This window comes from Kluyvera genomosp. 3 (assembly GCF_011765685.1).
GTDB lineage: Bacteria > Pseudomonadota > Gammaproteobacteria > Enterobacterales > Enterobacteriaceae > Kluyvera > Kluyvera georgiana_A.
The window spans coordinates 434148-458007 of the sequence record NZ_CP050321.1 but is presented as its reverse complement, the minus strand read 5'-3'; the positions used below and the strand labels follow the sequence as shown (position 1 = coordinate 458007).

Annotated in this window: 17 protein-coding genes; 7 read left to right on the top strand and 10 right to left on the bottom strand. The window is 57.0% G+C overall.

Annotation, left to right across the window (positions count from 1 at the left end):
- The first annotated feature begins 14 nt into the window (after window positions 1–14).
- Together feoB and feoC are read left to right on the top strand one after the other, a co-directional pair.
- Window positions 15–2333, top strand: coding sequence for a Fe(2+) transporter permease subunit FeoB (gene feoB, locus GY169_RS02100; RefSeq protein ID WP_167574904.1), 2319 nt, complete (start codon window positions 15–17; stop codon window positions 2331–2333).
- Between the two features lie 9 nt (window positions 2334–2342).
- On the top strand, window positions 2343–2579 hold the full coding sequence (feoC, locus tag GY169_RS02095; protein ID WP_163446722.1) for a [Fe-S]-dependent transcriptional repressor FeoC: 237 nt from the start codon (window positions 2343–2345) through the stop codon (window positions 2577–2579).
- A 48-nt stretch (window positions 2580–2627) separates the two neighbouring features.
- Here feoC and GY169_RS02090 read toward each other — a convergent pair whose 3' ends face one another.
- Together GY169_RS02090 and bioH are read right to left on the bottom strand one after the other, a co-directional pair.
- Window positions 2628–2897, bottom strand: a complete 270-nt coding sequence (locus tag GY169_RS02090) for a YdgH/BhsA/McbA-like domain containing protein (protein ID WP_064541463.1) — start codon at window positions 2895–2897, stop codon at window positions 2628–2630.
- Between the two features lie 114 nt (window positions 2898–3011).
- Window positions 3012–3788: a pimeloyl-ACP methyl ester esterase BioH gene (gene bioH, locus GY169_RS02085; RefSeq protein ID WP_167574903.1), complete on the bottom strand. Its 777-nt coding sequence runs from the start codon at window positions 3786–3788 to the stop codon at window positions 3012–3014.
- 37 nt (window positions 3789–3825) lie between these two features.
- Here bioH and gntX point away from each other — a divergent pair, with 37 nt between their 5' ends.
- From gntX to gntT, 3 genes are all read left to right on the top strand, one after another.
- On the top strand, window positions 3826–4500 hold the full coding sequence (gene gntX / locus GY169_RS02080) for a DNA utilization protein GntX (protein WP_167574902.1): 675 nt from the start codon (window positions 3826–3828) through the stop codon (window positions 4498–4500).
- A 58-nt stretch (window positions 4501–4558) separates the two neighbouring features.
- Window positions 4559–5134: a Fe-S biogenesis protein NfuA gene (nfuA, locus tag GY169_RS02075; protein ID WP_064541454.1), complete on the top strand. Its 576-nt coding sequence runs from the start codon at window positions 4559–4561 to the stop codon at window positions 5132–5134.
- Between the two features lie 392 nt (window positions 5135–5526).
- Window positions 5527–6843, top strand: coding sequence for a gluconate transporter (gene gntT, locus GY169_RS02070; protein WP_163446728.1), 1317 nt, complete (start codon window positions 5527–5529; stop codon window positions 6841–6843).
- A 68-nt stretch (window positions 6844–6911) separates the two neighbouring features.
- Here the strand turns inward: gntT and malQ are convergent, their stop codons facing one another.
- Together malQ and malP are read right to left on the bottom strand one after the other, a co-directional pair.
- Complete coding sequence (gene malQ, locus GY169_RS02065; RefSeq protein ID WP_167574901.1) at window positions 6912–8996, bottom strand: 4-alpha-glucanotransferase; 2085 nt, start codon at window positions 8994–8996, stop codon at window positions 6912–6914.
- A 10-nt stretch (window positions 8997–9006) separates the two neighbouring features.
- Window positions 9007–11397: a maltodextrin phosphorylase gene (gene malP / locus GY169_RS02060; protein WP_163446732.1), complete on the bottom strand. Its 2391-nt coding sequence runs from the start codon at window positions 11395–11397 to the stop codon at window positions 9007–9009.
- Between the two features lie 623 nt (window positions 11398–12020).
- Between malP and malT the strand changes: the two genes are divergently transcribed.
- Window positions 12021–14726 (top strand): HTH-type transcriptional regulator MalT, encoded by a 2706-nt coding sequence (malT, locus tag GY169_RS02055; protein ID WP_163446734.1) that lies wholly within the window; start codon window positions 12021–12023, stop codon window positions 14724–14726.
- Between the two features lie 74 nt (window positions 14727–14800).
- Here the strand turns inward: malT and GY169_RS02050 are convergent, their stop codons facing one another.
- From GY169_RS02050 to glpE, 3 genes are all read right to left on the bottom strand, one after another.
- Window positions 14801–15559 (bottom strand): DeoR/GlpR family transcriptional regulator, encoded by a 759-nt coding sequence (locus GY169_RS02050; protein WP_064541438.1) that lies wholly within the window; start codon window positions 15557–15559, stop codon window positions 14801–14803.
- Between the two features lie 17 nt (window positions 15560–15576).
- On the bottom strand, window positions 15577–16407 hold the full coding sequence (gene glpG, locus GY169_RS02045; RefSeq protein ID WP_167574900.1) for a rhomboid family intramembrane serine protease GlpG: 831 nt from the start codon (window positions 16405–16407) through the stop codon (window positions 15577–15579).
- A gap of 127 nt (window positions 16408–16534) precedes the next feature.
- The gene (glpE, locus tag GY169_RS02040; RefSeq protein ID WP_064541432.1) at window positions 16535–16864 is read right to left on the bottom strand and encodes a thiosulfate sulfurtransferase GlpE; all 330 of its coding nucleotides are present in this window, start codon (window positions 16862–16864) and stop codon (window positions 16535–16537) included.
- A 204-nt stretch (window positions 16865–17068) separates the two neighbouring features.
- Between glpE and glpD the strand changes: the two genes are divergently transcribed.
- Entirely contained in the window at window positions 17069–18577 is a 1509-nt protein-coding gene (glpD, locus tag GY169_RS02035; RefSeq protein ID WP_167574899.1) for a glycerol-3-phosphate dehydrogenase, read from the top strand.
- Between the two features lie 44 nt (window positions 18578–18621).
- Here the strand turns inward: glpD and glgP are convergent, their stop codons facing one another.
- The 3 genes from glgP to glgC are packed head-to-tail and all read right to left on the bottom strand — an operon-like array spanning window position 18622 to window position 23815.
- A complete protein-coding gene (gene glgP, locus GY169_RS02030) occupies window positions 18622–21069 on the bottom strand; it encodes a glycogen phosphorylase (RefSeq protein WP_163446740.1) in 2448 nt (815 codons plus the stop codon).
- Window positions 21070–21086: 17 nt separating this feature from the next.
- Complete coding sequence (gene glgA, locus GY169_RS02025) at window positions 21087–22520, bottom strand: glycogen synthase GlgA (RefSeq protein WP_065356439.1); 1434 nt, start codon at window positions 22518–22520, stop codon at window positions 21087–21089.
- On the bottom strand, window positions 22520–23815 hold the full coding sequence (gene glgC / locus GY169_RS02020; protein WP_064541420.1) for a glucose-1-phosphate adenylyltransferase: 1296 nt from the start codon (window positions 23813–23815) through the stop codon (window positions 22520–22522). Before glgC ends, glgA begins: the two co-directional genes overlap by 1 nt.
- Window positions 23816–23860: the final 45 nt, after the last annotated feature.

The following is a 23860-nucleotide window of genomic DNA, read 5'->3' as shown; positions in this document are numbered from 1 at the left end:
TAAGAGTCTGAAAAATGAAAAAATTAACCATCGGTCTAATTGGTAATCCTAATTCCGGCAAGACAACCTTATTCAATCAGCTGACCGGCGCGCGCCAGCGCGTAGGCAACTGGGCGGGTGTGACGGTTGAACGTAAAGAAGGGTCTTTCGCCACCACCGATCATCAGGTCACCCTTGTCGACCTGCCGGGCACCTACTCGCTGACCACTATCTCGTCACAAACCTCGCTGGATGAACAAATCGCCTGCCACTACATTCTCAGCGGCGATGCCGACCTGCTGATTAACGTGGTCGACGCCTCCAACCTGGAACGTAACCTGTATTTGACGCTGCAATTACTCGAGCTGGGCATTCCGTGCGTGGTCGCGCTGAACATGCTGGATATCGCCGAGAAACAGCAGATTCGCATCGATGTCGACGCCCTTTCCGCTCGTCTCGGCTGCCCGGTGGTACCGCTGGTATCGACCCGCGCCCGCGGCATTGAAGCGCTGAAAATGGCGATTGATCGCCACAAGGGCAATCAGCCGCTGGAGCTGGTGCACTACCCGCAGCCGCTGCTGCGTGAAGCCGATAATCTGGCCAAAGAGATGGCGCAGGACATTCCGGAGCGCCAGCGCCATTGGCTGGGTATGCAGATGCTGGAAGGCGATATCTACAGCCGCGCCTACGCCGGCGATGCGGCGCATAAGCTGGACGTTTCGCTGGCGCACCTGAGCGAAGAGCTGGACGATCCCGCTTTGCATATCGCCGACGCTCGCTACCAGAGCATCGCCGCTATCTGCGACGCCGTCAGCAATACGCTGACCGCCGAACCAAGCCGTTTTACCGCCGCGCTGGATAAAATCGTCCTCAACCGCGTGCTGGGGCTGCCGGTCTTTCTGTTCGTGATGTACCTGATGTTCCTGCTGGCGATTAATATCGGCGGTGCCTTACAGCCCATCTTCGACGGCGGCTCGGTAGCGCTCTTTATTCACGGTATTCAGTGGATTGGCTACACCCTGCACTTCCCGGACTGGCTGACCGTATTCCTGGCGCAGGGGCTCGGCGGCGGTATCAACACCGTTCTGCCGCTGGTGCCGCAAATCGGCATGATGTACCTGTTCCTCTCGTTCCTTGAAGACTCCGGCTATATGGCTCGCGCCGCCTTCGTCATGGACCGCCTGATGCAGGCACTTGGTCTGCCGGGGAAATCCTTTGTGCCGCTGATCGTCGGCTTCGGCTGTAACGTGCCGTCGGTGATGGGCGCCCGTACGTTGGATGCCCCGCGTGAACGCCTGATGACCATTATGATGGCGCCGTTTATGTCCTGTGGCGCGCGTCTGGCTATCTTCGCGGTCTTCGCCGCGGCCTTCTTCGGCCAGGGCGGCGCGCTGGTGGTCTTCTCGCTCTATGTGTTGGGGATCGTTATCGCCATCCTCACCGGCCTGATGCTCAAATACACCATCATGCGTGGCGAAGCCTCGCCGTTCGTCATGGAACTGCCGGTCTACCACGTACCGCACATCAAAAGCCTGTTCATCCAGACCTGGCAGCGCCTGAAAGGCTTCGTGCTGCGCGCCGGTAAAGTTATCGTGATTGTCAGTATTTTCCTGAGCGCACTGAACAGCTTCTCGTTCAGCGGCAAGATCGTCGACAACATCAACGACTCGGCGCTGGCCTCTGTCAGCCGCGCGATTACGCCAGTGTTTAAACCGATTGGCGTGCATGAAGATAACTGGCAAGCCACCGTCGGCCTGTTTACCGGGGCGATGGCAAAAGAAGTGGTGGTGGGGACGCTGAACACCCTCTACACCGCTGAAGACATCCAGAACGAAGCGTTCAACCCGCAGGAATTCCATCTCGGTGATGAACTGCTGGGCGCGCTCGATGAAACCTGGCAAGGCCTGAAAGACACCTTCAGCCTCAGCGTACTGGCCAACCCCATCGAAGCCAGCAAAGGCGATGGCGAGATGGAAACCGGCGCAATGGGCGTGATGGGCAGCAAATTCGGCAGCGCGGCGGCAGCGTACAGCTACCTGATTTTCGTGTTGCTCTACATTCCGTGCATTTCGGTAATGGGGGCGATAGCCCGTGAATCGAGCCGTGGCTGGATGACGTTCTCCATCCTGTGGGGGCTGAATATCGCCTACTCGCTGTCCACGCTCTACTACCAGACAGTCAGCTTCAGCCAGCATCCACGCTACAGCCTGGTGTGCATTCTGGCGGTGATTCTGTTCAACATTGTGGTGCTCGGTCTGCTGCGCCGCGCCCGTAGCCGGGTGGATGTCTCCCTGCTGGCGACGCGCAAAACGCCGACGTCCTGCTGCTCCAGCCCGGCTGGCGATTGCCACTAAGGAGCGATGATGGCGTCATTGATCGAAATACGCGACACGCTGGCCCTGCAAGGACGCATGGAAGCCTCACAGCTCAGCGCCCAACTGCATACGCCGCAAGCGTTAGTTGACGCCATGCTGAGCCGCTTAGAAGCGATGGGAAAAGTGGTGAAAATTCAGGAAGACGCTGATGGCTGCCTGAGCGGTAGCTGCAAAAGCTGCCCGGAAGGCAAAGCGTGCCTGCGTGAGTGGTGGGCGCTACGTTAAGAGGTTATCCCCGACGCTGTCAGCAGCGTCGGGAGTAAAAGGCAAAACTTACTTGTAGACGTCCGCGTTACCGTGGACGGTTTTTTCGTTTTTCCCACCCGCAATAATCACATAATACTTACCACCCAGCTCATCCGCCTTTTTCGACAGATCGCGCTTCGCATCCATTGGCGAAGTAGTACGCGAGGTGGTGATGTTGCCGATTTTCGTCAGCTTAAGCTTGGCAACATCTTCCTTCTGGATCTCTTTAGCAGCAAACGCACCAAACGACAGGGAGCCAATCACCAGAGATGCAACAATACCTGTAACAAATTTCATAGCCTCTACTCTCCTTAGGGTTGTTATTTGCGCTGCGCGGGTGCGCGAAATAATCACCTGCCGCAACAGCTTAAGTATTGCTATGAATATCTTTTTTACCACGTCCGCACAGAATTATTTCTCAATTTGCTTTTTCAACGCCACCAAAGGTGCGCAAAACGCCTGTGGATGAGAGATAAACGGCGCATGGGCCGCTTTGTCAAAAATGAGCGATTCGCTCCGAGGCCACAGCGCATCCAACTGCGGAACAATCTTGCGCGGCACCAGGCCATCGAGTCGGCCATACAGGCGCAGGAACGGTAAATCCAGCGCCGTCAGCGGCTCGCGTAAATCCGCGGTTTTGAGGATCTCCAGGCCGCCGTTGAGCACCTCAGACGACGGCATCGGCAGCGATAACACCGCTTGTTTCAGCGCACGAGCATCCTGTCGGGCACTTTCGGTGCCTAAGGTTTGCAACGCCAGGAAACGTTCAACGGTACGCTGAAAATCTTCGCTCAACTGCTGCTGAAAGCCGCTGAGCACTTCCGGCTTAATGCCCGGCCACTCATCCTGCGCGCTAAAGCAAGGAGACGACGCCACGGTAACCAATGCCTGCACGCGCGTCGGGTGATTCAAGGCAATCTGGCTCGCCACCAGCCCTCCCAGGCTCCAGCCCAGCCAGATGGCCCGTTCAGGGGCATTTTCCAGCACCTTCTCCGCCATCGCTTCCAGCGTCATGGCACCCCATTCACCGCTACGTCCGTAACCCGGCAGGTCGACCAGGTGCAGCGTAAAATACGCGCTCAATTCCGGCGTGATGCAATCCCAGACCTGTGCATTCAGCCCCCATCCGTGCAGCAGCACAAGATGACAATTTCCTTCGCCCGTGGTTTGCCACCAGATGTCGTTCATCAGCTATCGTTCTCGTTTCTTCGCTTAAGGAGGGATTATGCTAACAGTCCACGGCGCGTGCTGGCTATGCCAAATGCCGCTGGCGATGCCTGCGTGGGGCATCTGTTCGCGCTGCGCCAAAACGCTGTTTGCGCAAGGGAGCCATTGTCCGCAGTGCGGCCTGCCGGCAGAAAACGCCGGAATCCCCTGCGGACGCTGCCTGCAAAAACCGCCGCCATGGCAGCGGCTGGTGGCGATTAACGACTATCGTCCTCCGCTCAGTCAGTTAATCCACCGCTTCAAGTTCAGCGGTAACCCAGAGCTGGCATCCACGCTGGCGCGTCTACTGTTGCTGGCCGTTCGTCAACGAACCGACCTACCCGCTCCTGTGCAGCTTATCAGCGTTCCGTTGTGGCAACGCCGTCACTGGCGGCGAGGCTATAATCAAAGCGAGCTGCTCTGTCGTGCGCTGGCACACTGGTTACACGCCGATTATCAGCCCCGGGCTCTTACGCGTATTCGCCCAACGGCGACCCAGCATCAGCTCAGCGCCCGGTTGCGCAAGCACAACCTGAAAAATGCTTTCCAGCTTGAATTATCCATACGTGGGCGCCATATGGTGATTGTGGATGATGTGGTCACGACGGGGAGTACCGTGGCTGAAATTTCCCGCCTGCTTTTGCGAAACGGCGCGGCGAGCGTTCAGGTATGGTGTCTGTGCCGCACCTTGTAGACCCCCAGCGATGGGCGTATTATAACCAACTAAAGTAGTCAACTATTAGGTCAAAGCTATGATCCGTATTTCCGATACTGCGCAAGCGCACTTTGCCAAACTTCTGCAAAATCAGGAAGAAGGGACACAAATCCGCGTATTTGTGATTAACCCTGGTACGCCTAACGCAGAATGCGGCGTTTCTTACTGCCCGCCGGATGCGGTGGAAGCAAGTGATACAGCCCTGAAATTTGAACAGCTCACCGCCTATGTCGACGAGCTGAGCGCTCCGTATCTGGAAGATGCGGAAATCGATTTTGTCACCGACCAGCTCGGCTCTCAGCTGACGCTGAAAGCACCGAACGCCAAAATGCGCAAAGTGTCCGACGACGCCCCGCTGATGGAGCGCGTGGAGTACATGCTGCAATCACAGGTTAACCCGCAGCTCGCCGGCCACGGTGGTCGCGTGTCGCTGATGGAAATCACCGAAGATGGCTATGCCATTCTGCAATTTGGCGGCGGTTGTAACGGCTGCTCAATGATCGATGTCACCCTGAAAGATGGCATTGAAAAGCAGCTGCTGGCCGAGTTCCCGGACCTGAAAGGCGTACGCGATCTGACCGAACACCAGCGCGGCGAGCACTCTTACTACTAAGATGTTTCGCGATCGTCCCGGGCGAGGCGCTTACGCCGACCCCGGGGATTTTCTCTGCTCTCCGGCTGCACAATCTTTCGCCATAGCGTAATGTTACCGCGCAACATTCCTCGCAAATTTCCGCCCGAAAAACGGCAATAACCCTACCAATTATTTGACTACCGTCGCAGATTTCACATTTCAATGCACAGGGTTATTCTCAACCTCCACATGTTACCCGTATCATCGCAACACACACCACCGCGTTAAATAAATAGCCAGCTATCCTTTGTCTGAGTCATACAACAGACGGTGGCGTGAAGAAGTCAGTACCTATTCCCTCTGTAGGGACAATTGGAAGTTGTCGCAACAACAGTGACGTTACCCATAACAAATTAAAGGCTGGATAAGTTATGCCATTAATCATCGTAGCTATCGGGGTTATCCTCTTATTACTGCTGATGATCCGTTTCAAAATGAACGGGTTTATCGCTCTGGTGCTGGTGGCGTTAGCCGTCGGCTTAATGCAGGGCATGCCGCTGGACAAAGTGATCGTGTCGATTAAAAACGGCGTCGGCGGCACCCTTGGCAGCCTGGCGCTGATTATGGGCTTTGGCGCCATGCTCGGCAAAATGCTGGCCGACTGCGGCGGCGCGCAGCGTATTGCCACCACGCTTATCGACAAATTTGGCCGCAAGTACATTCAGTGGGCGGTCGTACTGACCGGTTTCACCGTCGGCTTCGCGCTGTTCTACGAAGTGGGCTTCGTGCTGCTGCTGCCGCTGGTCTTCACCATTGCCGCCAACGCGCGTATTCCGCTGCTGTACGTCGGCGTGCCGATGGCTGCCGCGCTCTCGGTGACCCATGGCTTCCTGCCTCCGCACCCGGGCCCGACTGCTATCGCCACCATCTTCCACGCAGACATGGGTAAAACCCTGCTGTACGGCACCCTGCTGGCGATTCCGACCGTCATTCTGGCAGGCCCGGTTTACGCACGCTGCCTGAAAAGCATCGACAAGCCGATCCCGGAAGGTCTGCACAACCCGAAAACCTTCACCGATGAAGAGATGCCGTCCTTTGGCGTGAGCGTCTGGACCTCTCTGGTGCCGGTTATCCTGATGGCGATGCGCGCCGTGGCTGAGATGGTGCTGCCGAAAGGCCACGCGCTGCTGCCTGCCGCTGAGTTCTTCGGTGACCCGGTGATGGCAACGCTGATCGCCGTGCTGATCGCTATCTTCACCTTCGGTCTGAACCGTGGCCGCTCAATGGATGACATCAACGATACGCTGATCTCCTCCATTAAAATCATTGCCATGATGCTGCTGATCATCGGCGGCGGCGGCGCCTTCAAGCAGGTGCTGGTCGACTCCGGCGTAGATAAGTACATCGCGTCTATCATGCACGAGTCCAACGTATCTCCGCTGTTTATGGCATGGTCTATCGCTGCCGTTCTGCGTATCGCGCTGGGCTCCGCAACCGTTGCCGCCATCACCGCGGGCGGTATTGCCGCTCCGCTGATTGCCACCACCGGCGTGAGCCCGGAGCTGATGGTTATCGCGGTAGGTTCCGGTTCCGTCATCTTCTCCCACGTGAACGATCCAGGCTTCTGGCTGTTCAAGGAGTACTTCAACCTGACCATCGGTGAGACCATCAAGTCCTGGTCAATGCTGGAAACCATTATCTCGGTTTGCGGTCTGGTCGGTTGTCTGCTGCTAGGGATGGTGGTGTAACACCACGAAATCTCGAAATAAAAACGCCGGGGCTTTCCCCGGCGTTTTTTTATGGCTAGATATGATGGTTACTTCTTCTTGCTCGCCGCTTTCCGGCGCTTATCCAAATCTTTAATCAGCTTGTTCACACTCTCATCGGCAAACATCGCCTCCAGCGTTGTCGTAAGCTTGCGTCGCCAGTTCGGATACTCGGTGCTGGTGCCGGGAATATTGACCGGCGCGGACATCTGCAGCCAGTCTTCCGGCTGTAGGCCCAGCAGCGCGCTGTTGCTGTCCGCGATATAACGCTGCATGCCGCGGCTCAGGGTTGAAGTCATCGACATCAGCGACGCCTTATGCCCTGCGCGTTTAGGCAGCGCGCCATATTTATGCAGCGCGTCGAGCAGCCCCTGCTTCGCCAGTTCACGGTCCTGATACAGCCCACGCAATACGTCTGCGTCCGGGTAGAGACCCAACGCATTGCCCAGCGTCAGATCGCCGCTTTCCCAGTAACCGCGCAGCGTCGGCAGGTCATGGGTCGTGGCCACGGCCATTGACTGCTCCGGATAAGCTTTCGGCGCACGGAACGTCTTCTCACTGTCGTTCTCAAAATAGAGCACTTTGTACGAGTAGACGCCGCTCTTACGCAGCTTGCCGACGATTTCCACCGGCACCGTCCCCAGATCTTCGCCAATGACCATGCAGCGATGACGTTTACTTTCCAGCGCCAGAATCGACAGCAGCGCATCCACCGGATACTGCACGTAAGCACCGTGATCGGCAGTTTCGCCGTACGGAATCCACCACAGACGCAGCACGGACATCACGTGGTCGATACGCAGCGCGCCGCAGTTTTTCATGTTGGCGCGCAGCAGCTCGATAAACGGTTCATAAGCACGCGCGGCGATGATATGCGGATCCATCGGCGGCAGGCCCCAGTTCTGCCCCAGCGGCCCAAGGATATCCGGCGGCGCGCCGACGGAGGCCTTCAGGCAGTAGAGTTCACGGTCACACCAGGTTTCGGCTCCGCCTTCAGCCACACCTACCGCCAGGTCGCGGTAGAGGCCAATCGGCATGGCGTCGCGCTGGCTGGTTTCCCAGCACTCGGCAAACTGGGTGTAGGCCAGCCACTGTAGCCAAAGGTAGAAATCGACTTCGTCGGCATGCTGTTGACAAAATGCGTGCACTTCCGGGCTTTCGATGTTCTGATACGCCTTCGGCCAGGCCGGCCAGCCCCAGCGCAGCTTATCTTCTTTCACCTGATGAGCGTGCAGCGCGTCAAACGCCGCCTGCCAGTACAGGCTTTCGCCCTCTTTATCAACAAAGTAACGGAAGGCCGCCATCGGCTCGTCGTGACGTTTGGCAAAGCGTTTCCACGCCATACGCAGGGCCGTCATTTTAAGCTCGGTGACCGCGGTGTAGTCCACCTGCTCGACGTCGCGCGCGGCCTTCAGCTTCTGCTGAGTCGCCGGCAGTTTCCACCACGCCTGCGCCTCGTCGCTCAGTCTGAAGTCTTCCACCGCGTTAACGTCGATATAGATAACGTTCATCCAGCGACGCGACGACGGGCTGTACGGGCTCGCGCTCTCCGGGTTAGCCGGATAAAGCGCATGAATCGGGTTGAGGCCGATAAACGCGCCGCCGCGCTTCGCCACTTCCGGCAGCATCGCCTTCAGATCGCCGAAGTCGCCGATACCCCAGTTCTTTTCCGAACGCAGGGTGTAGAGCTGCACGCAGGCGCCCCACAGCTTTTTCGCCTCTTGCAGCGGCTGTGGTTCATAGCAGCGTTCCGGCGCAATAATCACCCGGCAGTGCCAGCGCTGATCGTCCTGAGTCAACGTTAAGGAGTGATACCCCTCCGGCAGACGCGTCGGCAGGCTGAGATTTTTCCCGCCCGTCGCCTTGCCGTGATGCTGCTGGCCCTCTTCGGTGGTGAGGATCCAGCTAAACTCGCCGCTGCCGGAAACCGGCAGCGCCATTTTCTTACCGTACGTCAGAACCATCACGTTCGGTATCGGCGTCGCCGCGACCGAAGCGGTCGCGGGACGATGCATTGCGTCAAGCAAGCGCCGTTTGGTGTCTGCGCCGATAGACTGCGGCTTGCCGTGCGCATTGATATAGTCAGGGCTAATGCCTGCCGCCAGCGCGGCATTATCGAGGCGTTTGCTTTCCATAGGCCAGTCCTTAGCGTTTTGCCTGCCAGATACGTTTTTGGTAATCGCGAATCGAACGATCGGAGCTGAACATGCCGCAGCGCGCGGTGTTCAGAATGGCCGCACGCGTCCAGGCTTCCTGGTCACGATAAAGCACGTCCACCTGCTTCTGCGCTTCCACATAGGCGGCAAAGTCGGCCATCACCAGGTACGGGTCGCCGCCCTCTTTGCCGATGCTGTGCAGCATCTGGTCGAAGGCATGCTTGTCGCCGTCGCTGTACTTGCCGCTTTCCAGCTCTTTCAGCACCGCGTCCAACAGCTTATCGGCTTTACGCCATTTCAGCGGATCGTAACCTTTGGCTTTGAGTTCTTTCACCTGCTCGACGGTATGGCCGAAGATGAAGATGTTTTCAGAACCGACCTTCTCGGCGATTTCTACGTTCGCACCGTCCAGCGTACCAACGGTCAGCGCGCCGTTCAGCGCCAGCTTCATGTTGCCGGTGCCGGAGGCCTCTTTACCGGCAGTGGAAATCTGCTCAGAAACGTCCGCCGCCGGAATCAGCATCTCTGCCGCCGACACGCAGTAATCCGGCAGGAAGACCACTTTCAGCTTATCGCCCACCTGCGGATCGTTATTGATCGCCTCAGCCACTTTGTTGATCGCAAAGATAATATTCTTCGCCAGGTAGTAGCCCGGCGCCGCTTTCGCCCCGAACAGGAACACGCGCGGTACGCGGTCAGCCTGCGGGTTTTCGCGAATCTCTTTGTACAGCGCCAGAATGTGCAGCAGGTTCAGGTGCTGACGTTTGTATTCGTGCAGACGTTTGATTTGAATATCAAAAATCGCGTTGCTTGAAATCTCAATCCCGGTACGGGCCTTGATGAATTTCACCAGGCGCTCTTTGTTCGCCAGCTTGATGTCACGATACTGCTGACGGAACTTCGCATCGTCGGCGTATTTTTCCAGATTAATCAGCTGGTCGAGATCGTTAGCCCACTCTTTTTTCAGCGATTTATCCAGCAGCGCGGCCAGAGCCGGGTTGCACTGTTTGATCCAGCGACGCGGCGTGATGCCGTTGGTGACGTTGTGGAAACGGGTCGGCCACAGCTGATGGTATTCCGGGAACAGATCCTTCACCACCAGGTCAGAGTGCAGCGCCGCCACGCCGTTAACCGCAAAGCCGCTCACCACGCACATGTTCGCCATGCGTACCTGCTTGTTGTGCACCACGGCCAGCTTCGCCCATACGGCTTCATCGCCCGGCCAGGTGGCATCAACCAGCTTCTTAAAGCGGTCGTTAATCTCTTTGATGATCTGCATGTGACGCGGCAGCAGCGCTTTCACCAGCTTCTCATCCCAGCACTCCAGCGCTTCTGGCATCAGGGTGTGGTTGGTGTAAGCGAAGGTTTTGCTGGTGATAGCCCAGGCGTCATCCCAGCTCAGCTGGTGCTCGTCAATCAGCACGCGCAGCAGTTCCGGAATGGCGATGGTCGGGTGAGTATCGTTCAACTGGATGACTTCGAAATCGGCCAGTTCGTGCAGCTTACGGCCCGCCAGATGGTGGCGACGCAGAATATCGGCCACCGAGCAGGCGCACTGGAAGTACTGCTGCATCAGGCGCAGTTTTTTACCTGCGGTATGGTTGTCGTTCGGGTAGAGCACTTTCGTCAGTTTTTCAGCGTCAATGCCCTGCTGCTCAGCGCGCAGGAAATCGCCGTCGTTGAATTTGGTCAGGTTGAACGGGTGCGCATGTTTCGCCTGCCACAGGCGCAGCGGCTGCGCGACGCCGTTACGATAACCCAGCACCGGCAGATCCCAGGCTTCACCGGTAATCGTGAAGGCAGGCTGCCATTCGCCTTTGACCACTTTACCGCCAATGCCCACCTGCACATCCAGCGCAGCGTTGTGGCGGAACCACGGGTAGCTACCACGCTGCCAGTCATCCGGTGCTTCCATCTGCTGGCCATCGGCAAACGACTGGCGGAACAGACCGTACTGGTAGTTCAGACCATAGCCGGTGGCGGACTGGCCAACGGTCGCCATGGAGTCGAGGAAGCACGCCGCCAGACGACCCAAACCACCGTTGCCCAGCGCCGGGTCAGTCTCTTCTTCCAGCAGGTCAGTCAGGTTAATGTTGTAGCCCTTCAGCGCTTCACTCACCCCTTCATACCAGCCGAGGTTGAGCAGGTTGTTACCGGTCAGGCGGCCAATCAGGAACTCCATGGAGATGTAGTTCACGTGACGCTGATCTTTTGCTGGCTTCGCTACCGGCTGCGCCGACAGCTGTTCAGCCAGCGCGCCGCTCACAGCCTGCCACCACTGATGAGACGTCATTTCGGAAGCGGCCTGCAGGCCAAAACGCTGCCACTGACGCGTCAGGGCAGCCTGGAATGAATCGTGATTAAAAGTAGGCTGTGACATAGTGAAATCGAATCCTTTTTACATAAACGTTAGCGGTAGTTTGCCTGGCTGAATGCGCGACTTCCTCATCCTGTCCAGGATTAGGCGGGGAGGAGTCGCAGGGATGAGCGAAAAGTGTGATCGCCGCCACTATAACGTTAGCGACTGGCGGCAGTTTTGCGCGTTTTTCAGCCGGTTCAGCACGTCCTTTTTTCAGAATTCAGTCTCTGGGATTATGCCCGTGAGATCTTCGCGCCAGCTCATAAAATGAAATACTGTTTCGCAGTAAATATGTAAATAAGGAAACAATCCCCTTGCGAAAATAAGCAACAAATTAATACGTATTGTTTCTACGGAAAATTACGTGAGCTGACATATCTTTAAACGCTCTTTATTCCATAGGTGCTTAAAGTTTATTTTCACTTGTAACCACAATAGGTTATAAAACCCCGCATTTCCGCGCTCTGCGCGCCGTTCTACGTGGATGGTATTAAATTAAAGAATTTGTGACATATCGCAAATTAGCAGACATCAAAACGGGACATAACTTGCAATACATAGGCATTTGACCGACCTTTGTAGGGATTAATTACGAAGCGCAAAAAAAATCTCGTTTTCCAATCCTCACAGTGAAGTGATTAGCTATGTTGATTCCGTCAAAACTAAGTCGACCAGTCCGTCTCGAACACACGGTGATTCGCGATCGGCTGTTGGCGAAACTTTCCGGCGCGAACAATTATCGTCTGGCGCTGATAACCAGTCCGGCTGGCTATGGAAAGACCACGCTCGTATCACAATGGGCGGCAGGAATGAGTGACCTTGGTTGGTATTCGCTGGATGAAGGCGATAACCAACAGGAGCGCTTTGCCAGCTACCTGATCGCGGCTATCCAGCAGGCGACGGGCGGCCATTGCGAGGCCAGCGAAAACATGGTGCAAAAGCGCCAGTACGCGAGCCTCAGCTCCCTTTTCGCACAACTGTTTATTGAACTCAGCGAGTGGCAACGTCCGCTGTATCTGGTGATCGATGATTACCACCTGATTACCAACCCGGTGATCCACGATGCCATGCGTTTCTTCCTGCGCCATCAGCCGGAAAATCTGACGCTGGTCGTGCTATCGCGCAATCTGCCGCAGTTGGGTATCGCCAACCTGCGCGTGCGCGATCAATTGCTGGAGATCGGCAGCCAGCAGCTCTCCTTTACGCATGCGGAAACCAAACAATTCTTCGACTGCCGCTTAGCCGCGCCCATCGAAGCGGCGGAAAGCAGCCGTCTGTGCGACGACGTCGCCGGCTGGGCGACCGCGCTCCAGCTGATCGCGCTCTCCGCACGCCAGCGTAATAACGCCACCCAACATTCGGCGCGTCGTCTGGCGGGGATTAACGCCAGCCATCTGTCCGATTACCTGGTGGATGAAGTGCTGGATAACGTCGATTCGCAAACACGCAACTTCCTGCTGAAAAGCTCGCTGCTGCGCTCCATGAACGATGCGCTCATCGCTCGCGTGACCGGTGAAGAAAACGGCCAGATGCGCCTTGAAGAGATTGAACGCCAGGGGCTGTTTATTCAGCGCATGGATAACTCCGGTGAGTGGTTCAACTATCACCCGCTGTTCTGTAGCTTCCTGCGTCAACGTTGCCAGTGGGAACTGGCCACCGAGCTGCCGGAAATCCACCGCGCGGCGGCGGAAAGCTGGATGGCGCAGGGCTTCCCAAGCGAAGCTATCCATCACGCGCTGGCGGCTGGCGACCCGAAAATGCTGCGCGATATTCTGCTGAATCACGCCTGGGGTCTGTTCCACCACAGCGAGCTGGCGCTGCTTGAAGAGTCGCTCTCCGCGCTGCCGTGGGAAAGCCTGCTGGAAAACCCGCGTCTGGTGCTGCTCCAGGCCTGGCTGATGCAAAGCCAGCACCGCTACAGTGAAGTGAACACCCTGCTGGCTCGCGCCGAGCAGGAGATGACGTTTGAAATGGATACCTCGCTGCACGGCGATTTCAACGCCCTGCGCGCACAGGTGGCGATCAACGACGGCGATCAGGACGAAGCCGAACGTCTGTCGACCGTGGCGCTGGAAGAGCTGCCGCTGGCTAACTTCTACAGCCGTATCGTCGCCACGTCTGTGCATGGTGAAGTGCTGCACTGCAAGGGGCAACTCAGCCAGTCCATCGCCGTCATGCAGCAAACAGAACAGATGGCGCGCCGCCACGATATCTGGCACTACGCGCTGTGGAGTCTGATTCAACAAAGCGAAATTTTGTTTGCCCAGGGCTTCTTACAAGCCGCCTGGGAGTGTCAGGAAAAAGGTTTCCAGCTGATTCGCGAGCAGCATCTGGAACAGCTGCCGATGCATGAATTCCTGCTGCGCATCCGCGCGCAGCTGCTGTGGGCGTGGGCGCGTCTCGACGAGGCAGAAACCGCTGCCCGCACCGGTATAGAAGTGTTGAGTGGCTTCCAGCCGCAGCAGCAACTCCAGTGCCTGACGTTACAGGTACAATGCTCGCTGGCGCGCGGCGACCTGGATAACGCCCGCAACCACCTGAACCGTCTTGAAAATCTGCTCGGCAACGGCGCCTATCACAGCGACTGGGTTTCCAACGCGGATAAGGTTCGCGTCATCTACTGGCAAATGGTCGGCGATAAAAAAGCGGCCGCCAACTGGCTGCGACACACGCCGAAGCCGGAGTTCGCCAACAACCACTTCCTGCAGGGCCAGTGGCGTAACATCGCCCGCGCGCAGATTCTGCTGGGCGAGTTCGACTCCGCGGAAATGGTGCTCGAAGAGCTGAATGAGAATGCCCGTGGGCTGCGCCTGATGAGCGATCTCAACCGCAACCTGCTGCTGCTCAACCAGCTGCACTGGCAAGCGGGTAATAAGAATGAAGCCCAGCGCGTGCTGCTGGAAGCGCTCCAGCTCGCCAACCGCACCGGGTTCATCAGCCACTTTGTGATTGAAGGCGAAGCGATGGCCCAGCAGCTGCGCCAGCTGATTCAGCTGAATACGCTGCCGGAGCTGGACCAGCATCGCGCCCAGCGCATTCTGCGTGAAATCAACCAGCACCATCGTCATAAGTTCGCCCACTTCGACGAAAGCTTCGTCGAGCGCCTGCTTAACCACCCGGAAGTGCCGGAGCTCATCCGTACCAGCCCGCTCACCCAGCGCGAGTGGCAGGTGCTGGGGCTTATCTATTCAGGCTATAGCAACGAACAAATTGCCGGTGAACTGGACGTGGCGGCAACCACCATCAAAACCCATATCCGTAATCTTTATCAGAAGCTTGGCGTGGCGCACCGTCAGGATGCGGTGCAGCACGCACAGCAGCTGCTGAAGATGATGGGGTATGGCGTTTAATAAAAAAGGAGAAACGGTTTACGTTTCTCCTTTCTGACCCACCACAAGCCTGATAGCGCGAAGCTTATCAGGCTTTAGCACAGCTCCAGCTGCACCTCATTTTCGGCAATCACCTGCATCACGCCCGGCGGCGGTAGCACGTCGGTGTATACCGCATCCACCATGCTGATACTGCCCATATTGACCATTGCGTTACGGCCAAATTTCGAATGGTCGACAACCAGAATCACGTGGCGGGAGTTGTCGATAATCGCGCGCTTGGTGCGCACCTCGTGATAGTCAAACTCCAGCAGCGAACCGTCGCTGTCGATGCCGCTGATGCCCAGAATGCCGAAGTCGAGGCGGAACTGGGAGATGAAGTCCAGCGTCGCCTCGCCGATGATACCGCCATCGCGGCTTCGCAGCTCACCGCCTGCCAGAATAATGCGAAAATCTTCTTTCACCATCAACGTGTTAGCCACGTTAAGGTTATTGGTCACGATGCGCAGGTCGCTGTGATTAAGCAGCGCGTGCGCCACCGCTTCCGGGGTCGTACCGATGTCGATAAACAGCGCCGAGCCGTTCGGGATCTGACTCGCCACCTTCTGTGCGATACGCTCTTTCTCAGCCGTTTGCGTCGCTTTTCTATCGTGCCATGAGGCGTTGACCGAGCTCGACGGCAGCGCCGCGCCGCCGTGATGGCGCAAGATTTTTTTCTGTTCCGCAAGGTCATTCAAATCGCGACGAATGGTCTGGGGGCTGACGGAAAAGTGCTCCACCAGCTCTTCCGTACTGACATAGCCCTGGAGTTTGACCAGTTCGATTATCGCGTCATGACGTTGTGTTTGTTTCATGATGAATCCCTGGAAAATTATGCTCGCTTTCGCACATTAAGCGTATCGACGAAGGCCATAGCCAGACCAATCACCAGCCCGGTGACGTGCGCGCCGTTCGCAATCGACATCCCAAAAACGTTGAACCACCCGGCAACCAGCCAGACCAGTGAGAAAATAATCAGCCCGCGCGGCAGGAAAATGCCGCTCTGCGGGTCGCGCTCACCGCGCAGCCAGGCGTAGCCCATCAAGGCATAGACCACACCGGAAAGGCCGCCAAACCACGGACCGCTAAACTGATGCTGAATAAAGCCGCTCAGCAGCGCGCTGATAACGGTAATCACCACCAGTTTGCCGCTGCCAATGCGTTTCTCTATCGCGCCGCCGAGGTACCACCACCATAGCAGGTTAAAGAGGATATGAACGAACGAGAAATGCATGAATGCGTGGGTAAAATAGCGCCAGACTTCAAATTTCAGCGAATCGTCGTACGGCCAGGCGAGCCAAATCATGACCGGCTGATCGCCGATGACGCTCATCAGAATAAAGACCAGAATGCAGACAGCCATGATGCTCATCGTTACCGGGCCAGCACCGTCTTTCAGCGTGGCAAGAAAAGGGAAACGACGATAATGCAGGCCGCTGTTGGTCTGCCCGGACTGCCAGCTCGCCGCCAGGTAGCGCGGATCGGCCGGGTTCTCAAGAAAGCGCTCCAGCTCGTCGCGCACGCGGGCCTCCTGCGCTTCATCAGAAAGCCAGACGTCGCTGCGCGTATGCTGCTGGATAGTCAGAATAACCCCCTGCGTCGCCATATAGTCAACAAAGGCCTGGGCCACGCGCGGGTTGGTAAAAGAGGTGATCATCAACATTCAGCAGGTCGCTTCTATTCCACACAAAAGGGGACAGTATATACCCAAACTCTGACGGATACGTTGCAAAGGCGCGCAATGACCGCCTGACTGCAGGCGGTATCAGGAATGGGCGAACGCAGCCGTCTTAGAAAGCCGCGTGCTCCACCTCAGCCGGGAAGTGACGATGCCAGGCATCAAAGCCGCCATCGACGCTGTAGACCTGGTCATAACCCTGCTGCAACAGGTACTGCGCAGCACCTTTGCTGCTGTTGCCGTGATAGCACATCACCATCACCGGCGTTTCAAAATCGTTATCACGCATAAACGCGCCCAGCGTGTCGTTAGTCAGATGAAACGCGCCTGGGGTATGGCCCATCGCAAAGCTCTGCGGGTCGCGAATATCCACCAGCACAGCGGTGCTTTGCTGCAGCTTTTGGTGCGCCTGTTCTACGTTAATACATTCAAACTGTTCCATGGTGCTCTCTTATCTTTATGGCAGGTATTGTCTTGCTGGCGATATTTTACCGCCAAGTGTACGTCCTCAGGCCACGTAAACGCCAATATGTTATGCACATCACTCTAAAATGTTTTTTCAATGTTACCAAAAGCGCGTTTACTTGCTATTATGAGCGATATCGAACATTAATGAGCTATAACGAAAGTCCCTGAGGTAGCAATAATGGAAACCAAAGATCTGATTGTGATAGGTGGCGGTATCAACGGTGCGGGCATTGCGGCTGACGCGGCGGGGCGCGGATTATCCGTGCTGATGCTGGAAGCCAGAGATCTGGCCTGCGCCACGTCGAGCGCCAGCTCGAAACTGATCCATGGCGGCCTGCGCTACCTTGAACACTACGAATTCCGTCTGGTCAGCGAAGCGCTGGCCGAGCGTGAAGTACTGCTGAAAATGGCCCCGCACATCGCCATTCCGATGCGTTTTCGTCTGCCGCACCGCCCGCATCTGCGCCCGGCATGGATGATCCGTACCGGTCTGTTTATGTACGATCACCTGGGTAAGCGCACCAGCCTGCCCGCTTCTACCGGTTTGCGTTTTGGCGCAGAATCGGTCCTGAAGCCGGAAATCGTGCGCGGTTTCGAATATTCCGACTGCTGGGTCGATGATGCTCGTCTGGTACTGGCTAACGCGCAAATGGTGGTAAAAAAAGGCGGTGAAGTCCGAACCCGTACTCGCGCAATCTCAGCGAAACGCGAAAACGGCCTGTGGGTGGTGGAAGCGGAAGATATCGACAGCGGCGAAAAATTCCGCTGGCAGGCGCGCGGCCTGGTGAATGCCACCGGTCCGTGGGTCAAACAGTTCTTTGACGACGGGATGCATCTGCCTTCGCCATACGGCATCCGCCTGATCAAGGGCAGTCATATTGTGGTGCCCCGCGTGCACAACCAGAAGCAAGCCTACATTCTGCAAAACGAAGATAAGCGCATCGTGTTTGTGATCCCGTGGATGGACGAATTCTCAATTATTGGCACTACCGACGTGGAGTACCACGGCGATCCGAAAAACGTCGAAATCGACGAAAGCGAGATTAGCTATCTGCTGAAAGTCTACAACGGGCACTTTAAGAAACAGCTCGCTCGTGAAGATATCGTCTGGACCTACTCCGGCGTGCGCCCGCTGTGTGACGACGAGTCGGATTCTCCGCAGGCGATCACCCGCGACTATACGCTGGATATCCATGACGACCACGGCAAAGCGCCGCTGCTGTCGGTGTTTGGCGGCAAGCTCACCACCTACCGCAAGCTGGCAGAACACGCGCTCGAGAAACTGGCCCCATACTATCAGGGCATTGGCCCGGCCTGGACCAAAGGCGCGGTGCTGCCGGGCGGTGAGATTGGCAGCGATCGTGACGACTACGCGGCGAAGTTGCGCCGCCGTTATCCGTTCATCAGCGAGTCACTGGCCCGCCATTTCGCCCGCACCTACGGCAGCAACAGCGAGCTGATTATTGGCGATGCGAAGGATATTGCCGGGCTGGGTGAAGATTTCGGCCATGAGTTTTACGAAGCGGAGCTGCGTTACCTGGTCGAACACGAGTGGGTGCGTCGCCTCGACGATGCTATCTGGCGTCGTACTAAGCAGGGAATGTGGCTGAACGCCGAACAGCAGTCACGGATTAGCGCATGGCTGGTGAAAACGCTGGGAAAGCCTGAATTGTTGCTGGCGTCATAAGCGACCAGGGAAAAGAAACGGGGCCGATTGGCCCCGTTTGACGTTTACAGCCTCACCGGTTCGATATACCAGATATGCTCGGCATACTCTTTGATCGTGCGGTCAGAGGAGAAGTAGCCCATGTTGGCGATGTTGTGCATCGCTTTGGTGGTCCACTGCTCCGGCTCCTGATACAGCTCATCGACCCTGTCCTGACAGTCCACATAGCTGCGGAAGTCGGCCAGCACCTGATAGTGGTCGCCGAAGTTAATCAGCGAATCCACCAGGTCGCGGTAGCGGCCCGGCTCGCTCGGGCTGAACACGCCGGTGGCGATTTGCGTCAGCACCTGGCGTAGCTCTTCATCCTGCTCGTAGAAGTCGCGCGGGCTGTAGCCTTTGCGGCGCAACGCCTCCACCTCTTCAGCCGTGTTGCCAAAGATAAAGAAGTTATCCGCCCCAACGTGCTCCTGCATCTCCACGTTAGCGCCGTCCAGCGTACCGATGGTTAACGCACCGTTGAGCGCAAATTTCATGTTACTGGTGCCGGAGGCTTCCGTCCCCGCCAGCGAAATCTGCTCGGAAAGATCGGCCGCCGGAATGATCATCTGCGCCAGGCTCACGCTGTAGTTTGGGATAAACACCACCTTGAGCTTATCGCCAATCTGCGGATCGTTGTTGATCACGTCCGCCACGTCGTTGATCAGGTGAATGATGTGCTTTGCCATGTAGTAGGCCGACGCCGCTTTACCGGCGAAGATATTCACCCGCGGTACCCACTTCGCATCCGGATCGGCCTTGATGCGGTTGTAGCGAGCGATCACGTGCAGCACGTTCATCAGCTGACGCTTATATTCGTGGATGCGCTTGATCTGCACGTCAAACAGCGCGTGGGGATTCACCACCACGTTCAGGTTCTGGGCAATAAACGCCGCGAGGCGCTTTTTGTTCTCCAGCTTGGCGTGCTGCACCGCCTGATTCACCTTCGGATAATCGATGTGCTGTTCCAGCTCGCTCAACTGACTGAGATCCGAACGCCAGGTCTGGCCGATATTTTCGTCCAACACACCGGAGAGCGCCGGGTTCGCCAGCGCCAGCCAGCGGCGCGGGGTCACGCCGTTAGTGACGTTGGTAAAGCGGGTCGGGAAGATAGCGGCGAAGTCGGCGAACAGCGACTGCACCATCAGGTTCGAGTGCAGTTCGGAAACGCCGTTGACCTTCTTACTCACCACCACCGCCAGCCACGCCATGCGTACGCGGCGGCCGTTGGACTCGTCGATGATCGACGTGCGGCTCAGCAGTGCGGTATCGTTCGGGTACTGCTCCTGCAGCGTCTTCAGGAAGTAGTCGTTAATCTCGAAGATAATCTGCAAATGACGCGGCAGAATTTTGCCGAGCATGTCCACCGGCCAGGTTTCCAGCGCTTCGCTCATCAGCGTGTGGTTGGTGTACGAGAAGACCTGACAGGTGACGTTAAACGCGTCGTCCCAGCTGAACTTGTGCTCGTCAATCAGCAGGCGCATCAGCTCAGGAATCGACAGCACCGGATGGGTATCGTTGAGGTGGATGGCAATTTTATCCGCCAGGTTGTCATAGGTTTTATGCAACATGTAGTGGCGATTTAAAATGTCCTGCACCGTGGCGGAGACCAGGAAGTACTCCTGACGCAGGCGCAGCTCGCGCCCGGAATAGGTGGAATCATCCGGGTAGAGCACGCGGGACACGTTCTCCGAGTGGTTTTTATCCTCCACCGCGGCGAAGTAATCGCCCTGGTTAAATTTACCCAGGTTGATTTCGCTACTGGCCTGGGCGTTCCACAGACGCAGCGTGTTGGTCGCGTCGGTGTCGTAGCCGGGGATAATTTGATCGTAGGCGACCGCCAGGATCTCTTCGGTCTCCAGCCAGCGGCTGGTTTTGCCTTCCATCTGCACGCGGCCACCGAAACGCACTCTGTAGCGGGTGTTATGGCGCGGGAACTCCCACGGGTTACCGTACTCCAGCCAGTAATCCGGCGACTCTTTCTGACGACCGTCGACGATGTTCTGCTTAAACATGCCGTAATCATAGCGAATACCGTAGCCGCGCCCCGGCAGCGCCAGCGTCGCCAGCGAGTCAAGGAAGCAGGCCGCCAGACGCCCCAGACCGCCGTTGCCAAGGCCCGGGTCGTTCTCTTCGTCGATCAGCTCTTCGAGGTCTAACCCCATACCTTCCAGCGCGTTTTTCACGTCGTCATACAGGCCTAACGACAACAGCGCATTGGAAAGCGTGCGGCCAATCAAAAACTCCATCGACAGGTAGTAAACCTGTCGCGTTTCCTGGGAAAGCTGAGCGCGGTTCGAGCGCAACCAGCGTTCAACCAGACGATCGCGAACGGCAAACAGGGTGGCGTTCAGCCATTCGTGTTTGTTGGCGATAGCCGGATCTTTCCCGATGATGAACATCAGCTTATAGGCAATAGAGTGCTTCAGTGCCTCAACGCTGAGGGTCGGTGATGCATACGTAAAGGGTGCATTCATAACTCAGATCCCCGTAGTTAGATCAGGCGTTGGTAAAGCTCACGATAAGAGTGCGCAGCAACCTGCCAGCTAAAATCCATGTTCATCGCCTGACGCTGTACATAGCGCCAGAGCGACGGACGAGACCATAATACGAAAGCACGGCGGATGGCTCTGAGCAGCGACCAGGCGTTGCTGTCTTCAAAGACAAAACCGCTGGCGATACCGTCAGCCAGGTTTTCCAGTGAGCTATCCGCCACGGTATCCGCCAGACCGCCGGTACGACGGACCAACGGCAGCGTGCCGTACTTCAGACCGTAAAGCTGCGTTAAGCCGCACGGCTCAAAGCGGCTTGGCACCAGGATGACATCCGCGCCGCCGATAATGCGGTGCGAGAACGCTTCGTGGTAGCCAATCTGTACCCCCACCTGCCCCGGATGTTCTGCGGCGGCGGCGAGAAAACCTTCCTGCAATACCGGATCGCCCGCGCCTAGCAGCGCCAACTGACCGCCCTGCTCCAGCAGGCCCGGCAGGGCTTCCAGCACCAGATCCAGCCCTTTCTGGCTGGTGAGGCGGCTGACCACGGCAAACAGCGGCGCGGTGTCGCTGACCTTCAGTCCCATCGCAATCTGGAGCTGCCGTTTGTTCTCCGCTTTCTTCTCTAGCGTATCGCGGCTATAGCTTGCTGGCAGCAGCAGGTCTTTTTCCGGACTCCAGACGTTGTCATCCACGCCGTTGAGAATCCCCGACAGACGGCCTTCTTTATGCCGTTGACGCAGCAGCCCTTCCATACCGTAGGCAAACTGCGGTTCGGTAATCTCCCGGGCGTAGGTTGGGCTGACGGCGGTAATATGATCCGCGAAGAACAGCCCCGCTTTCAGGAACGAAATCTGCCCGTGGAATTCCAGCCCGTGCATGTTGAAGTATTCTGCCGGCAGCTGGATTTCATCCATATGGTGGCTGTAAAACAGCCCCTGATACGCCAGATTATGTACCGTAAACACCGATTTCGCCGGGCGACCGCGGGCCGCCAGATAGGCTGGGGCCAGGCCCGCGTGCCAGTCGTGGGCATGCACCACGTCCGGACGCCAGAACGGATCCAGACCGCAGGCCATTTCGCTACCCACCCAGCCCAACAGCGCAAAGCGCTTCACGTTATCGGGATAGGCGTTCAGGTGCGTGTCGTGATACGGGCTCCCAGGGCGATCGTAGAGATGCGGCGCATCAATCAGGTAAATACCAACACCGTTATAGTGGCCGAACAGCAGCGTAATGCGCCCGGCGAACGTATCACGACGCGTCACCACTTTGGCATCCGTAATCCCGCGGCGAATATCCGGAAACGCGGGTAACAGCACGCGAGCGTCAGTCCCTTCGGCAATCTGTGCCGCCGGCAGCGCGCCGATAACATCCGCAAGGCCACCCGTTTTTAATAACGGGAACATCTCAGAACAAACGTGTAAAACCTGCATTATCGCTCCTGTTTGTACCCCAGCTGCCGCAACATCTCGCGCGTTACCAGCACGATCCCTTCTTCTGAACGGTAGAAGCGACGCGCATCCTCTTCCGCATCTTCACCGATCACCATGCCTTCTGGAATCACGCAGGCCCGGTCGATGACGCAGCGACGCAGGCGTGAGGAGCGCCCGACCCACACATCTGGCAGTAAGACTGCCGAATCAATGTTACAGAACGAGTTCACGCGCACGCGCGGGAACAGCACCGACTGCACCACCACCGAACCGGAAATAATACAGCCGCCGGAGACCAGCGAGTTCAGGGTCATGCCGTGGCTGCCGGAGCGGTCCTGGACGAACTTCGCCGGAGGCAGGGACTCCATATGGGTACGGATTGGCCAGTGCTGGTCGTACATATCCAGCTCAGGGGTCACCGATGCCAGGTCGAGGTTCGCTTTCCAGTAGGCTTCCAGGGTTCCCACATCGCGCCAGTACGGTTCAGCGTCCGGGTCGGACTGTACGCAGGACAGCGGGAAAGGATGTGCATAAGCCGCGCCAGCTTTGGTAATTAACGGAATTAAATCTTTGCCGAAGTCGTGGCTGGAGTTTTCGTTGACGTCATCCTGCTCCAGCAGTTCATAAAGGTAATCCGCATCAAAGACATAGATCCCCATGCTGGCGAGCGATTTGCTTGGGTCGCTCGGCATGGCTGGCGGGTTAGCCGGTTTTTCCACGAAGTCGATAATCTTGTCGTTTTCGTCAACCGCCATGACGCCGAACGCCGATGCCTCTTCAATGGGCACCGGAATGCACGCCACGGTGCAACGCGCGCCTTTTTCGACGTGGTCGATCAGCATGCGCGAGTAATCTTGTTTGTAGATGTGGTCACCGGCGAGGATCACCACATACTCCGCTTTGTAGCGGCGAATAATGTCGAGGTTCTGGGTCACCGCATCGGCGGTACCGCGATACCAGTTTTCACCGTGCATCCGCTGCTGAGCCGGCAGCAGATCCACAAATTCGTTCATCTCTTCGCTGAAGAAGGACCAGCCGCGCTGGATGTGCTGCACCAACGTGTGGGACTGGTACTGCGTAATCACGCCGATACGGCGGATCCCGGAGTTCAGGCAGTTAGATAATGCAAAGTCGATAATGCGGAATTTACCGCCGAAGTGGACAGCGGGTTTTGCCCGTTTATTGGTGAGATCCTTTAATCGCGTTCCGCGTCCGCCCGCCAGAATCAGGGCGACGGATTTGATAGGTAACTGGCGAGCCAGCATTAAGGGATCGTTTTTTTCTAGCCTAACCATGATTAACTCCTTTTGTTGCTCGTCCTTCCGGGTTATTAGGTAGTC

Bases quoted from the DNA above. Each gene is read 5' to 3' on its own strand.
- GY169_RS02050 (WP_064541438.1), bottom strand. From the start codon at position 15,559: ATGAAACAAACACAACGTCATGACGCGATAATCGAACTGGTCAAACTC.
- feoC (WP_163446722.1), top strand. From the start codon at position 2,343: ATGGCGTCATTGATCGAAATACGCGACACGCTGGCCCTGCAAGGACGC.
- gntT (WP_163446728.1), top strand. From the start codon at position 5,527: ATGCCATTAATCATCGTAGCTATCGGGGTTATCCTCTTATTACTGCTG.
- glpE (WP_064541432.1), bottom strand. From the start codon at position 16,864: ATGGAACAGTTTGAATGTATTAACGTAGAACAGGCGCACCAAAAGCTG.
- glgA (WP_065356439.1), bottom strand. From the start codon at position 22,520: ATGCAGGTTTTACACGTTTGTTCTGAGATGTTCCCGTTATTAAAAACG.
- glpD (WP_167574899.1), top strand. From the start codon at position 17,069: ATGGAAACCAAAGATCTGATTGTGATAGGTGGCGGTATCAACGGTGCG.
- glgC (WP_064541420.1), bottom strand. From the start codon at position 23,815: ATGGTTAGGCTAGAAAAAAACGATCCCTTAATGCTGGCTCGCCAGTTA.
- malT (WP_163446734.1), top strand. From the start codon at position 12,021: ATGTTGATTCCGTCAAAACTAAGTCGACCAGTCCGTCTCGAACACACG.
- malQ (WP_167574901.1), bottom strand. From the start codon at position 8,996: ATGGAAAGCAAACGCCTCGATAATGCCGCGCTGGCGGCAGGCATTAGC.
- gntX (WP_167574902.1), top strand. From the start codon at position 3,826: ATGCTAACAGTCCACGGCGCGTGCTGGCTATGCCAAATGCCGCTGGCG.
- malP (WP_163446732.1), bottom strand. From the start codon at position 11,397: ATGTCACAGCCTACTTTTAATCACGATTCATTCCAGGCTGCCCTGACG.
- glgP (WP_163446740.1), bottom strand. From the start codon at position 21,069: ATGAATGCACCCTTTACGTATGCATCACCGACCCTCAGCGTTGAGGCA.
- feoB (WP_167574904.1), top strand. From the start codon at position 15: ATGAAAAAATTAACCATCGGTCTAATTGGTAATCCTAATTCCGGCAAG.
- bioH (WP_167574903.1), bottom strand. From the start codon at position 3,788: ATGAACGACATCTGGTGGCAAACCACGGGCGAAGGAAATTGTCATCTT.
- glpG (WP_167574900.1), bottom strand. From the start codon at position 16,407: ATGTTGATGATCACCTCTTTTACCAACCCGCGCGTGGCCCAGGCCTTT.
- nfuA (WP_064541454.1), top strand. From the start codon at position 4,559: ATGATCCGTATTTCCGATACTGCGCAAGCGCACTTTGCCAAACTTCTG.
- GY169_RS02090 (WP_064541463.1), bottom strand. From the start codon at position 2,897: ATGAAATTTGTTACAGGTATTGTTGCATCTCTGGTGATTGGCTCCCTG.